General features: G+C 73.4%; 7 protein-coding genes and 1 pseudogene. 6 read left to right on the top strand and 2 right to left on the bottom strand.

The features are described 5' to 3' along the window. Positions 1 to 2 precede the first annotated feature (2 nt). Positions 3 to 1,637: an L-glutamate gamma-semialdehyde dehydrogenase gene (gene pruA, locus LX15_RS09900; protein ID WP_253669237.1), complete on the bottom strand. Its 1,635-nt coding sequence runs from the start codon at positions 1,635 to 1,637 to the stop codon at positions 3 to 5. A 168-nt stretch (positions 1,638 to 1,805) separates the two neighbouring features. Here pruA and LX15_RS09905 point away from each other — a divergent pair, with 168 nt between their 5' ends. The 3 genes from LX15_RS09905 (at position 1,806) to LX15_RS09915 (ending at position 4,838) form a co-directional block, all read left to right on the top strand. Beyond that, positions 1,806 to 2,153 (top strand): hypothetical protein, encoded by a 348-nt coding sequence (locus LX15_RS09905; protein WP_253669222.1) that lies wholly within the window; start codon positions 1,806 to 1,808, stop codon positions 2,151 to 2,153. Positions 2,154 to 2,707: 554 nt separating this feature from the next. Then, positions 2,708 to 3,433, top strand: coding sequence for a CHAP domain-containing protein (locus LX15_RS09910; RefSeq protein WP_253669223.1), 726 nt, complete (start codon positions 2,708 to 2,710; stop codon positions 3,431 to 3,433). 502 nt (positions 3,434 to 3,935) lie between these two features. Next, on the top strand, positions 3,936 to 4,838 hold the full coding sequence (locus LX15_RS09915; protein ID WP_253669224.1) for an NAD(P)-dependent oxidoreductase: 903 nt from the start codon (positions 3,936 to 3,938) through the stop codon (positions 4,836 to 4,838). A gap of 497 nt (positions 4,839 to 5,335) precedes the next feature. Here the strand turns inward: LX15_RS09915 and LX15_RS09920 are convergent, their stop codons facing one another. Next, the gene (locus LX15_RS09920; RefSeq protein ID WP_253669225.1) at positions 5,336 to 8,662 is read right to left on the bottom strand and encodes an AfsR/SARP family transcriptional regulator; all 3,327 of its coding nucleotides are present in this window, start codon (positions 8,660 to 8,662) and stop codon (positions 5,336 to 5,338) included. Between the two features lie 201 nt (positions 8,663 to 8,863). Here LX15_RS09920 and LX15_RS09925 point away from each other — a divergent pair, with 201 nt between their 5' ends. The 3 genes and pseudogenes from LX15_RS09925 to LX15_RS09935 form a co-directional block, all read left to right on the top strand. Then, positions 8,864 to 9,541, top strand: a complete 678-nt coding sequence (locus LX15_RS09925) for a nucleotidyltransferase domain-containing protein (RefSeq protein ID WP_253669226.1) — start codon at positions 8,864 to 8,866, stop codon at positions 9,539 to 9,541. Between the two features lie 411 nt (positions 9,542 to 9,952). Beyond that, positions 9,953 to 13,006, top strand: coding sequence for an AfsR/SARP family transcriptional regulator (locus LX15_RS09930; RefSeq protein ID WP_253669227.1), 3,054 nt, complete (start codon positions 9,953 to 9,955; stop codon positions 13,004 to 13,006). After that, positions 13,003 to 13,391: pseudogene (locus LX15_RS09935) on the top strand (epimerase); the annotation flags it as partial. The gene LX15_RS09930 and the pseudogene LX15_RS09935, both read left to right, overlap by 4 nt.

The following is a 13,391-nucleotide window of genomic DNA, read 5'->3' on the forward strand; positions in this document are numbered from 1 at the left end:
CCTCACTCGCCCGTGGCCATGTGCGGGTAGCGGTGGTCGTACGGCGGCACGAACGTCTCCTTGATGCTGCGCGGCGACACCCAGCGCTGGAGGTTCAGCACGCTGCCGGCCTTGTCGTTGGTGCCGCTGGCCCTGCCGCCGCCGAACGGCTGCTGGCCCACGACGGCGCCGGTCGGCTTGTCGTTGACGTAGAAGTTGCCGGCCGCGAAGCGCAGGGTCCGCATGGCCTCGACGACGGCATGCCGGTCGGTGGCGAAGACCGCGCCGGTCAGGCCGTAGGGCGAGGTGTTGGCCGCCAGGTCGAGCACACCAGAGTAGTCGGCGTCGTCGTAGACGTGCACCGCCAGGAACGGCCCGAAGTACTCGGTGGTGAACACGTCGTGCCTCGGGTCGTCGGACTCGACGATGGTCGGCCGGACGAACCAGCCGGTGCTGTCGTCGGTGCGCCCGCCGGCCACCACGCGCACGGCGTCGTCGGCGTGGCAGCGGGAGATGACGCCGTCGAGCCGGCGGAAGGCCCGCTCGTCGATGACGGCGCCGCCGAAGGTGCTGAAGTCGGCGACGTCGCCGAAGCTCAGGCCCTCGGTCTCGGCGACCAGCTCGTCACGCAGCGCGGTCCACAGCGAGCGCGGCAGGTAGGCCCGCGAGGCGGCCGAGCACTTCTGGCCCTGGAACTCGAACGCGCCCCGCACCAGCGCGGTGCGCAGCGCGGCCGGGTCGGCCGAGGGGTGCGCGACCACGAAGTCCTTGCCGCCGGTCTCGCCGACCAGGCGTGGGTAGGCGCGGTAGGTCTCCAGGTTCGTGGCGACCTGCCGCCACAGGCCGCGGAAGACCGTGGTGGAGCCGGTGAAGTGGATGCCGGCCAGCTCGGGGCGGGCCAGCACGACGTCGGTGACCTCGACCGGGTCGCCGACGACCAGGTTGATCACGCCGTCCGGCAGGCCGGCCGCGCGCAGCAGCTCCATCGTCCAGTGCGCGGCGAGGAGCTGGGTGGCGGCGGGCTTCCACACCACGGTGTTGCCCATCAGCGCGGGTGCGGTGGGCAGGTTGCCGGCGATCGCCGTGAAGTTGAACGGGGTGATCGCGTAGACGAAGCCCTCCAGCGGGCGGTGGTCCGTGCGGTTCCACACGCCGCGCGAGGACACCGGCTGCTCGGTGAGCAGCTCGCGGGCGAAGGCGACGTTGTACCGCCAGAAGTCGATCAGCTCACAGGCGGAGTCGATCTCGGCCTGCTGCACGGACTTGCTCTGGCCGAGCATGGTGGCGGCGTTGAGCCGGGCCCGCCACGGGCCGGCCAGCAGGTCGGCGGCCCGCAGGAAGATCGCGGCGCGCTCGTCGAACGGCAGCTCGCGCCAGGCCGGGGCGGCGGCGAGGGCGGCGTCCACCGCCTCGGTGACCTGCCGCGCGCCGACCTCGGTGGCCACGCCGAGCAGCAGCGACCGGTCGTGCGGCGCGCGCACCTCCACGCGCCTGCCGCCGCCGTGGACGGTCCTGCCGTCGATCACGGACGGGATCTCCACGGTCTGCCCGCGCTGGTGGGCCAGCTCCGCCTGGAGCGCCCGGGCGTCCTCGCCGCCGGGGCGGTACTCCCTGACCGGCTCGTTGTACGCCTCGGGGACCGCCGTCACCCCGTCCACCGGATACGTCACCTGGTGTCCCTTTCCTCGACCCAACCCATCGTGTCTGAGGTGTTGTATATAACGCCTGCCGCAGCGTCAAGAGAGCGGCTCCCCCGTCGCCGTCTCGCCCGCACGTGCCGTGCCGACGCGGTTGCGCTTCGCCAGCGCCCCGAGCACGCTGTCGGGGTGGCTGACAAGCAGGAGGACGGGATCAAGCTCCACCTCGACGACTCGGGTCTCGCCCTGGGTCTCCCCCATCCGACGCACGGACAGGACCAGGTCCACGAGGTCCCCTACCGCCCGGTGGTGTTCCGGGACGACGACCTTCCCACCGCGCTCGAACGGTCCGCGGCCTGGCTCCGCCAGGCCCAGCGGTGGTTGGGCGAGCCGCTCGACGTGCTCGCGATCCACCTCGACTACGACGACCGCGAGGGCGCGCCGTACTACGAGGTGAAGCTGCTCTGCAACGAGGAGGACCTCGCCGGCGCCCCCATCGCGGCGCGGTCGCACGCGAACGACGTCGCGCGGAGCTAGCTCGTCGTCGCCCCGCCGGCCGGGACCTCTCCCGGCCGGCACGCGCCGACTCTCTCCGTCGGCGGACCAGAGGTCCCCAGCTCCGGCGGGCGGCGGGACCTCTCGCCCATCCCGCCGGAGCACACGCGCTCCGCGCCCCACCGACCCACTGGGTTGATGTGTCCACTGTGGAATTCCTTTCCCGTGTGAAGGAAACCTGTTTGTCCACAGAGGACTCTCTTTCTCCGCGACCGGTTCTTCGGCTTTCGCGCCGCTCGTCCTGATCACGGGCCTTGCGCCCGTTCGGCCCGCGCCCATCCTGGCGATCCCGCGCGGACGATGCTCCCCCGTCTCCCGGAGCGAACGCCGACGCGTCGGTGAAATCCCCGGTGAGCTGGTCTTTTCCCGTTCCTTTGCCGGGCCTTAGGCGGCCGCTCCCACCGTTGTCGTCGTCGGTCGGAGCGCGGCATCACCACCAGCGCCGACAGCTCCACCAGCACCGACACCACCGGCACCGCCGCCGCCCGACCCCCGAGCGGGCGGAGACGGACCAGCACCACGTGAGGGGACGTGACATGGAGAAGAAGGAGCTGGGGGGCATGACCCGCCGCCTCGCCCGAGGACTGACCATGCTGGGTGTGGGCGCGAGCCTCGTGCTCGGCTCGGTCGTCGCCACCACGCCGGCGGCCGTCGCCGCCACCGAGGTGGACCCCGACACCGTCGCGCCGGCCGTCCTGGAGGTCGAGCACGTCGACGGCCAGAAGCTGACCGGCGCGGAGCTGGCGGCGTTCCTGGCCGAGGACAACGCCCGGCTGGCCGCCGAGCCCGACACCGTGGTGGTGAACGACACCGCCACCGCCGCGCCCGCCGCGAGCACCCGCGACAAGATCGTGACGATCGCGCGGAAGGAGATCGGCACCAAGGAGAAGCCGAACGGCAGCAACTGCCAGAAGTACTCGAAGCAGTGCGTCGCCTGGTGTGCCCTGTTCTCGACCTGGGTCTGGCGCAAGGCCGGCGTCGACATCCCGCAGTACGCCTTCACCGGCGACGTCTACAAGTGGGGCCAGCGCCACAAGAAGGCCTACGGCAAGTCGAAGCTGCGCAGCCTGGCCAAGGGTGACGTGCTGCTTTTCGGCACCGGGCCGTCCAGCCCGAGCACCAGCAAGCACATCGGCATCGTGGAGAAGTTCGACCTGAAGAACGGCAAGGTGACCCTGATCGAGGGCAACGCCTCGAACCAGGTCAAGCGGGTCACCCGGGCCCTGAGCACCAAGACCTTCTACGGCGGCGTGCGGCCCTGACGCCCCGAGCACGACCACACCAACACCGCCAACACTGAGAGACCGGGTGGGGACACCGTCCCCACCCGGTCCGTGCTGTCTGGTCGTTCAGGCGACTGTGCCGATCCTCACCGGCCCCGAAGGGCCGGTGCTGCGCCTTGTCCTCAATGGACGATCCCGAGGCGTTTGCCGTTGCGATCCTCACCGGCCCCGGAGGGCGGTCGCTTCGGTTCGGCACCTCCATGTCTGACGCTGCCCGTCACCGACACGCGATGCTGCCGCCATTTGATCATGCGACCGCCGCCAGCGACCAGCACGGCCTCCTGTCGTGCGAGGTGTCTCCGGCACCTGGTGTCCAGCGCGCGGGCGGAGATGCGCCGAGCAGCGGCGATGGGGACCGAAGGTTTTCCCACAGTGGACCGGAAGCATGTCGAAAGAGCCTCCAGCCAGGGTGGAGGTGATCGACGAACCCCATTCGCAGTCAACGGATCCAGGGTGGTCCGTGCCAGGAGGACACAGACAGATGGACAAGACCGCAGCCCACGACCTCGCGCCGGTGACCGTGGCGGGTCTCGGGCCGATGGGCGCCGCGCTGGCCGCCGCCTTCGTGGACCGCGGCCACCCGACCACGGTGTGGAACCGGTCGGCCGCCAAGGCACGGCCGCTCGTCGCGCGGGGCGCCCGGCACGCGCAGACCCTGCCCGAGGCCGCGGGGGCGAGCCCCCTGCTGGTCATCTGCGTCACCGACTACGCCGCGGCGAAGTCGATCATCGAGGGTGCCGGCGACGCGCTGGCCGGTCGCACGGTGGTGAACCTCAGCTCCAGCACGCCGGAGGAGGCGCGCGAGGCGGTCGGCCTGGCCGCCGGGTTCGGCGCCGCCTACCTCGACGGGACGATCATGGTCCCGGTCCACGTCATCGGCGGCCCCGAGGCCGTCTTCTTCTACAGCGGCTCGCGGCCGGTGTACGACGCGCAGTTGGAGACGCTCAGGGCGCTGGGCGGTGACGTGCGCTTCCTCGGCGACGACCCGGGGCTGGCCGTGCTGTACAACACCGCGCTCCTCGGCCTGATGTGGGCGACGGCCAACGGCTACCTGCACGCCGCCGCGCTCGTCGGCACCGCGGGGGCCACCGCCGCCGACTTCGCCCCCGTCGGGCTCGACTGGCTGCTCCCGTCGGTGGTCATCCCGATCCTGCACGGGGCGACCAAGGAGATCGACGAGGGCGTCTACCCCGGCGACGCCGGCACGGTGCGGATGAACCTCAACGCCGCCGACCACCTGCTGGAGACCAGCCGCGCCCAGGGCATCAGCACGCACGTGCCGCGTTTCCTCAAGGACATGCTGGAGCGGACCGTCGAGGCCGGGTACGGCGACGGCAGCTACATGGGCATGATCGAGGTGCTGCGCCGCCCCGCCGAGGGCTGACGGCCGTCCCTCCGCGGCGGCCCACACCGCATGGGCCGGACCAGGGTTCCCGAAGCCGTCACCTCCCCAGTCTCGTGACGGCTTCGGGGCAGGGCCGGTCGTCCCGCGCGTCCCTTCATCTCCCTTTCGGGGCACGTCCCTCGTTTCCGTCAGACGGGAATCCGCACGAGGGTCACCACAACCGTCGCCGGAGGCGAGCGTGATGGCGGGGAGAGGACGGACCAGGCGGATTGACCGGCCCCGGGAAGCGGGGGCACCACGTTTCCCCAGGTGGTGCCCCCGTTCCATCGGACATGCGCGGGCACGGGGGACTGTGGCGGCGGAGTTATCCACAGTCACCCGAATTCCTCCACAGCACAGCGTGATGACCTTTCGCGCTGGGTGACGGGGCGATAGGCTGGAGCAGGGCTCGCCCCCCAGGGCGGGTGGGGGCTGAGCATTCTCAGGTGGTGCTCCCGCTCCATCAGGGCAGGCGCGGGCGTAAGGGCACGTCGGTGTCAGACGTCAGGGGCGCCGTGGTCGCCGCTATGGTCGGCGAGCAGCGCGTTCACCACCTCGTCGACGGGTGTTCCGGCTCCTTCTCGGAAGGCGGCCGTGAAGCCCGCCGGCCCCAGTGCCCCGCGAATCCTGGTCGCGGCGCGGTCGACGTCGCCGCGCTCGGCCGGGGGCAGGGGCGCGCCGACCGAGAGCCGGAGCGCGTCGGCCGTTCCGAGCAGCCGCGCGGCGGCCTGGTGCTCGCCCGCGGCCGACAACGCGGCGCCCAACCCCTCCAGGGCCAGCGCCACCGCCCTCGGGTCTCCGGTCGTCCTGGCGGCGACGAGTCCTTCCCGGTGCAGGCGACGCGCCCGTGCCGCGTCGCCGCGCTGCTCGGCGACGAAACCCAGCTCGGCCAGGATCAACGCGTTGCCGGTGCCGCCGTCGAGCCGGTGGTTCCAGTCCAGCCAGGTCAACAGGTGTTTCTCGGCGGTGTCCAGATCGCCGCGCCTGCGCGCGCCGAGCGCCAGCCCCAGCTCGGCGAACTGCGCCAGGATGCGGTCGGACTGCTTGGTGGCCAGCCGCAGGGCGCGGCCGTGGTACTCCGCCGCGCCGTCGAAGTCGCCCTCCAGCAACGCGATCCGGCCGAACACCGAGAGCTTGTACGCGACCTCGGTCCACAGGCCGAGGTCCTCGGCGTCCCGCAGCGCGTCCCGATTGAGGTGGTGCGCGCGCCGGTAGTCGCCGGTGATCTGGGCGTGGACGCACAGCATGTCGGCGGCGCGCAGCCGTCCCCAGCGGTCGCCCAGCTCCTGGAAGAGCGCGTGGCTGTCGAGGGCGTCCCGTTCGAGGTCACGCAGGTCGCCCCTGCCCAGCGCGAGGCGGGCCCTCGCGGCCAGGGCCACCGCCTCACCCCAGCGGTCCCCCAGCCGTCGGAAGCGGTCCAGGCTCGACTCGATCCACCGCCGGCCGGCCGACAGCTCGCCGATGCCCCAGTGCGCGAACCCGAGGAACCACTCGGCGTGCGCCCTGCCCCGGGGATCGTCGACCGCGTCATAGCCGCGCATCGCCTCGCCGGCGGCGGCCGCCAGTCGAGGGCCGTCGTCACCGCCGGTCAGCAATGCGAAGCCCGCGCGCCACGCGCGCGCGGCGGCCCTGGCGGCGGTGGGTTGGGCGGCGGTCACCTCGCCGTCGGTCGCTGGGGTGGCGGGCACGGCCAAGGCGACGTCGAACGCGCGCACCGCCTCCCCCAACCTGCCCCGGAGGAACCAGTACCAGGCCAGCGCGTTCACCAGGCGGAGCGCGTCCTCGGCAGCGCCCACCCGCACCGCGTCGTCCAGCGCCCGCCGCAGGTTCGGCATCTCGGCGTCGACGGACTCCAACCACCGTCGCTGGTCGTGTCCCCTGAGGTGGGTCGCGGCGCGTTCCGCGAAACCGAGGTGGTACGCGCGGTGCCGGGCGCGCACCGCGTTGGCCTCCCCCGCCTCGGCGAGACGCCGCGCGCTGTACTCGGCCACGGACTCCAACAGCCGGTAGCGCGAGCCGTCGGGGCGCTCGACGTGCGCCACGAGCGACCGGTCCACCAGACGCGCGAGCAGGTCGAGGACGTCCTCACGCGCCACGCCGTCGCCGGAGGCCACCGCCTCGGCGGCCGGGAGCGCCGCGCTGTCGGCGTGGACGGACAGCCGACGGAGCACGGCGCGTTCGGGCTCGGTGAGCAGCTCCCAGCTCCAGTCGATCACCGCGCGCAGGGTCCGCTGCCGGGGAGGGACCCCGCGCAGGCCGCTGGTCAGGACGCGGAACCGGTCGTCGAGGCGCGACACCAGGCCGGGCAGCCCCAGCGCGCGGACGCGGGTGGCGGCCAGCTCCAACGCGAGGGGGATGCCGTCCAGCCGGGCGCAGAGCGTCGCGACGTCGGCGGCGTTGTCCCTGGTCAGGGTGAAGCCGGGCGCGGCGGCGGAGGCGCGGGACACGAACAGCCGCACCGCGCCGGAACGCGCCACCGCGGCCGGGTCGTCGGCGTGGTCGGGGTCGGGGAGGTCCAGCGGCGGCACCGGACGGACCACCTCGCCGGGCAGGCCGAGCGCCTCCCGGCTGGTGGCGAGCACGCAGAGGTCGGGCGCGCCCCGCAGCAGGCGGTCGACCAGCTCCGCGACGGGCTCGACGACGTGTTCGCAGTTGTCCAGCACCAGCAGCATCCGCCGGCCACGCAACGCCGTGACGATCCGGTCCGCCAACGGCGTCGGTTGGGCCGGCTGCCGGTCGGTGAGGACGTCGTCGCGGATGTCGAGTGTCGCGGCGACCACCTCGGCCACGACGTCCACCGTGGTCGCCGGCGCGGCGGCCTGGCCGGCCAACTCCACGAGCCTGGCGTTGTCCGGGAAGTCGCCCGCCATCCCGGCCGCACACTCCAGCGCGACCCGCGTCTTGCCGACCCCGCCCGGCCCGACCAACGTGACCAGGCGCGCCGCCGGGAAGGCGGCCCGCACCTCGGCCACGATCGCGGAGCGGCCGACCAGTTCGGTGGGCGGCGCGGGCAGGTGCGAGCCCGCTCCCGTGGCCGAGATCGTCGTGGGAGGCGGAGGTGGTGGCGGTGTGGACGCGTCGACCGGGTCGCCGCGCAGGATCGCCTGGTGCAGGGCCACCAGGTCGGCGCCGGGGTCCAAACCCAGTTCCTCGGCCAGGCGGGCGCGCAGGTCGGCGTAGGTGGCGAGCGCCTCGGCCCGCCGGCCCGCGCGGTACAACGCGCGCATCTGCGCGGCGCGCAGCCGTTCCCGCAGCGGGTGTCGGGCGACCAGGTCGGCCAACTCGCCCACCACCAGGTTGTGCTCGCCGAGCACCAGGCGGGCCTCGGCCAGTTCCTCCACCGCGACCATGCGCTCCTCCTCCAACCGGCGCGCGGCCGCGAGGACGAACGGTTGGTCGGCGAAGTCGGCGAACGCGGGTCCCCGCCACAGCGCGAGCGCGTCGGAGAGCACGGCGGCGCGCCGGCGCGGATCACTCTCGTCCCAGGCCCGGGTGGTGAGGGCGCGGAACCGGGTGGCGTCGAGGGAGTCGGGGTCGACCGAGAGCTGGTAGCCGGGCGGCCGGGAGCGCACGAGATCGCGGCCGTCCGCCTCGACCGACGCGAGCACCCTGCGGAGCTGGGACACCTTGGTCTGGAGCGCCGCGACCGGGTTCGCCGGCAGGTCGTCGCCCCAGACGTCGCCGATCAGCCGGTCCACGGCGACCGGGCGGCCGACGTTGGCCGCCAGGTCGGCGAGCAGGGCGCGGATCTTCAGCTCGGGGACCCTGACCGGCGTCCCGTCCTCGGCCCACAGGGCGAGCGGACCCAGGACCCCGAAGCGCATGCGCCCACGTTAGCTGAATCGAGTGAACCCGAAACCCCGCGCCGCCCAGCCCCCACCACCGCGTCCAGTCCACAGAGGACAGAGTTCCCCGCCCTGACCGGCGCGAACGCCCCTCGGGTCCTCTTCTGCTAGAGATGAACGATGCGGTTATCGAAGAACCAGGTCATCGAAGGCCTTCCCGCGAGCCGAGCCCGCGATCTGATGAGACGTTTCCAGCACGTGCCCGGATATCTGGAGGACGCAGCCCAGGTGCTCGGCACGGACGAGGCCGAGGCGGAAGCTGTGCTGACGCGGTTCAGCGAGGCGGGGTACCTGGAAGTCGCCCCACTCCAGCCGGGTGTGCCGAGCTGGATCACCACGGTGCGGGGCAACGCTCTCGCCAACGCGACTTTCGCCAGGCCCATCACGAGGGCGACGGCACAGCGTCATCTCGACGGCTTCCTGGCGCGGGTCCGCACGTACAACGCTGATCGCCGCAAGCCCTACACCGTCGCCAGGGTCGTGGTCTTCGGGAGCTACCTCGACCAGAGCCAGGACCGCCTCAGCGATCTCGACCTGGCGATCCAGGTGGTCCGGCGTGGGGGCACTGACGAGTTCCGCGCCCGCTGCCACGCGGTCGTGGCGGACTCGGGCCGCCAGTTTTCCTCCTCCCACGACCGGCTGTTCTGGCCACTCCGGGAACTCGTCCTATACCTGCGGGACCGCAAGGCGGCGATCAGCCTCACGGACGAGGACATCACGACGGTGACCGACCGGTGGGCATGCGTCTACGACGTGCGCGGTGACGAGGACGCCGAGCAGCCTCCGGCCGAGGCGGTCCAGCCTCCGGCCGAGGCGATGCAGCCTTCGGCCGAGGCGATGGTCACGCACCAGGCCTGAGGCCCGTCAGGCCAGGGGCCTGAGGCCGTGTTCGCGATCTCGGACAGGCGGCGGATCCGCGTACGGGACTGCCCCGGACGAACGCCGACCCCACGCGACCATGACGGTGGCGCCGAGGAGAGACCCGGCAGGACCCCGCCCCACCCGCGACCGACGGGGCTGAGGTGTCCGAGGTGTCCGAACCGCTGTCCTGTCCGAGCCGTTCGTCCCGGTCAACGCGTTTGTCGCAACTCCTCCACCAGGCCGGCCGTCGCGAGCTACCCTGCCGCCACTGGGGATGTGTGTGGGATCAAGAAGGGCGTCGCCCCTCGGTGGTCGGCTGTCCGGCCGGGCGCCGGCGTCGAACGCGACGCGCCTCCTGTTTCCCTGCCGCGTCACCGTCGAGCAGGCGCTCGTGACACGGAGGCAGGCTTGGACTTCAGAATCCTGGGCCCCGTCGAGATCTGGCAGGCGGACGTCCGTCTCGAACCGCTCCCATCACCGCGCGCGCGTCAGGTGCTGGCGGTGCTGTTGCTCGACGCGGGGCATGTCGTGCCGACTGACCGCATCGTGGAGGCCGTGTGGGCCGACGACCCTCCACCGAACGCACGCAAGTGCCTTCAGGTGTACGTGTCCCAACTGCGTCGGATCCTCCCGGACGGGGCCTTGCGGCACTCGCCGCCCGGCTACCTGCTCGACGTCCCGCCGGAGCGGGCCGACGTGCACGTGTTCCGGTCCCGGGTCGCCGAGGCGCGGCGCGCGGAGTCGCCGGCCACGGCCGCGGAGCTGCTCCGCGAGGCGCTGGGCCTGTGGCGTGGGGAGCCGCTGGCCGATGTGGCCTCGGACTGGGTGCGGCAGCGGGTGGTCCCGGTCCTGGTGGAGGAGCGGTTGTCGGCGTTGGAGGAACGCGTCGACGCCGACCTCGCGCTCGGGCGGCACGAGGAGTTGGCGGGCGAGCTGCGGCGGCTCGTGGCCGGGCATCCCCTGCGGGAGCGGTTGCGCGGCCAGTTGATGACGGCCCTGCGGCGGTGCGGCCGCCGCGCCGAGGCGCTCCAGGTGTTCCAGGAGGCCCGGGCGGTCATGGTCGAGGAGCTGGGGGTGGAGCCGGGGCCGGAGTTGCGCCGCCTGCACGAGGAGATCCTCCGGGACGAGACGCCGGTGCCGCGCCCCTCCTCGGGCGGGCGGGCGCGGCGCAACGACCTCCCCAGGGACGTGCCCGACTTCACCGGGCGCGACCAGGAGCTGGCGCGGATCGTGTCCGACGTGGAGACGGCCGGCGCGGCGTTACGGGTGTGGTGCGTGCACGGGCGGCCAGGTGTCGGCAAGACCGCGTTCGCCGTGCACGCCGCGCGCCACCTCGCCGCGCGTTACCCGGACGGGCAGCTCTTCGTCGAACTGCACGGCAGTTCCAGCGACCAGCGGCCGACCTCGCCCGAGAGCGCGCTGGACACCGTGTTGCGGGCCGTGGGCGTGGCCGCCGAGCGCGTGCCGGAGACGGTGGCCGACCGCGCCGCGCTGTGGCGGGCCGAGCTGGCTGGACGCCGCGTGCTCGTCGTGCTGGACGACGCGGCCGACGCCGCGCAGGTCCGGCCGCTGCTGCCCGGCGGGGACGGGTGCCTGGTCCTGGTCACGAGCCGGCGTCGGCTGTCCGGGTTGGAGGGGGCCAGGCGGCTGCGGCTGGACGTCCTGCCGACGGACGACGCGCTCGCCCTGTTCGCCCGCCTGCTCGACGACGGGCGGGTGGAGTCGGAGCGGGACGCCGCCGCCGAGGTGGTCGAGCTGTGCGAGCGCCTGCCGCTGGCGATCCGGATCACCGGCGCGCGGCTGGCCGCCCGGTCGCACTGGCCGGTGTCCAAGCTCGTCGCCCGGTTGCGGTGCGAGCAGCAGCGGTTGGACGAGCTGGCCGTCGGCGACCTGGCGGTCCGCACCGGTCTCGGCCTGACCTACCTCGCGCTGGACGAGCCGAGCCGGCGGGCCTACCGGCTGTTGGGCACGCTCGGGCACGCCAACGTCGCCGGGTGGCTGGCCGCTCCCCTGCTCGACCTGCCGGAGCCGGCGGCGGAGGAGATCGTCGAACGGCTGCTGGACGCCCAGCTCGTCGAGGTCACCAGCACGCCGACCGAGCCGGTCCGGTACCGCGTGCACGACCTGGTCCGCCTGCACGCCAGGGAACGCGCCGAGCGGGAGGAGGCCGAGGCGGACAGGAAGGCCGCGCTGGGCCGGGTCGTGGACGCGTGGATGTCCCGGGTGGAGCGGCTGGTCGAGCACCTGCCGCCGGCCCTGCCCCGGCTGTGCCAGGTCGAGCTGAACTCGATGCCGGGCCAGGCCCGCCCCCGCCCGCCGGAGGTCGACGCGTGGTTCGAGCAGGAGGAGCCGTCGCTGGTCGCCGCGGTGGAGCGCGCGGCGGAGCTGGGCATGGCCGAGCCGGCGGCCCGGCTGGCCGAGGCGCTGGTCTTCGCCTGGTTCGCCGTGCGCAACAGGCACGACGCGTGGGAGCGCACCCACAACGCGGCGTTGGCCGCGGTGCGGCGGAGCGGGAACCGCGACAGCGAGGCCGCGCTGGCGTGCGGGCTGGGCCAGCTCGCCTACAAGCGGGACCAGCTCCGGCCCGCGCGCGACCACTTCCAGACCGCGCTGGAGCTGTTCCGGCAGACCGGCAACCGGCGGGGCGAGGCCGTGGCCCTGAACGGGCTCGGCATGGTCAGCAGGGAACTCGCCGACCACGCCGGCGCCCTGCCCGCGCTCACCAGGGCACACCAGCTCCTGCGCGGCCTCGGGGACGTCGAGGGCACGGCCCACGCCCTCTACGGGATCGGGTACGTCCGCAGGGAGCTGGGACAGGACCGGGCGGCGCTCCAGGCGCTCACGGCGGCCGTGCGGGCCTACGAGGAGGCGGGCAACCAGCGGGGGAAGGCGTTGGCGCTGCGGGGAGTCGGGCTGGTGTACCGGGCCAACGACGAGTGGGACCAGGCCGAGCGCCACTTCCGGCTGGCCCACGAGATCGTGCGCGAGGTCGGCGACACGCTCCTCACCTGCTACACCACGCAGGCGCTGGCCAAGACGCGCATCCGTCAGGGCCGAGGGGACGAGTTCGTGCCCGCGTTGCTGGACTGCCTCGGGGTCTGCCGCGACCTGCACGACCGGTTCGGGATCGCGCTGATCCGCCGCACCCTCGGCGAGCACCACCTCGCGGCCGGGGAGCTGGCGCTGGCCCGCGACCAGCTCAACCTGTCCCTGCTGTCCTGGTCGTCGTTGGGGCTTCCCCTGTGGCGCGCACGCACCCTGCGGGACCTCGGCGCGTCCTACGCGCTGGAGGGCGACCCGCTGGCCGCCCACGCGGCGTGGGACGAGGCCGCGGTCGTGTTCCGCCGACTCGGGACCAGGGAGGCCGCCGAGGTCGCGGGGTGGCACGCCCGCTGGAACTGCCCCTGCCGCGACGAGGACCCCGTGGAGTCCGACGAGCAGCGCAGGGTGGCCTCGGCGTGACTCGCGGGGAGGACGCGACGTCCCCCGCCGTCGATGCGGGGGTCAGGGTCGCGCGGCTGCGCAGCGGCGTCGTGCTGTCCCCGTCCGGCGGGGCGCTGGGCCGGCTGCGTCCCCTCTTCTCCGCGTTCCTGGGCGGCCGGTGGGGCGACGGCCGGCAGTACCTGTCGTGGATCTCGCTGGACGACGAGGTCAACGCCATCCGGTTCGTGCTGGAGCACCCGTCCCTGTCCGGGCCGGTCAATCTCACCGCGCCAGCTCCGGTCACCAACACCGAGTTCACCCACGCGCTCGGGGACGCGCTGCGCCGCCCCACGCCGTGGGTGGTCCCCGGGTTCGCGTTGCGGGCCGTGCTCGGCGAGGCCGCGGAGACCCTGCTGACCGGCCA

This window comes from Streptoalloteichus tenebrarius (assembly GCF_024171885.1).
GTDB classification, from domain to species: Bacteria; Actinomycetota; Actinomycetes; order Mycobacteriales; family Pseudonocardiaceae; genus Streptoalloteichus; species Streptoalloteichus tenebrarius.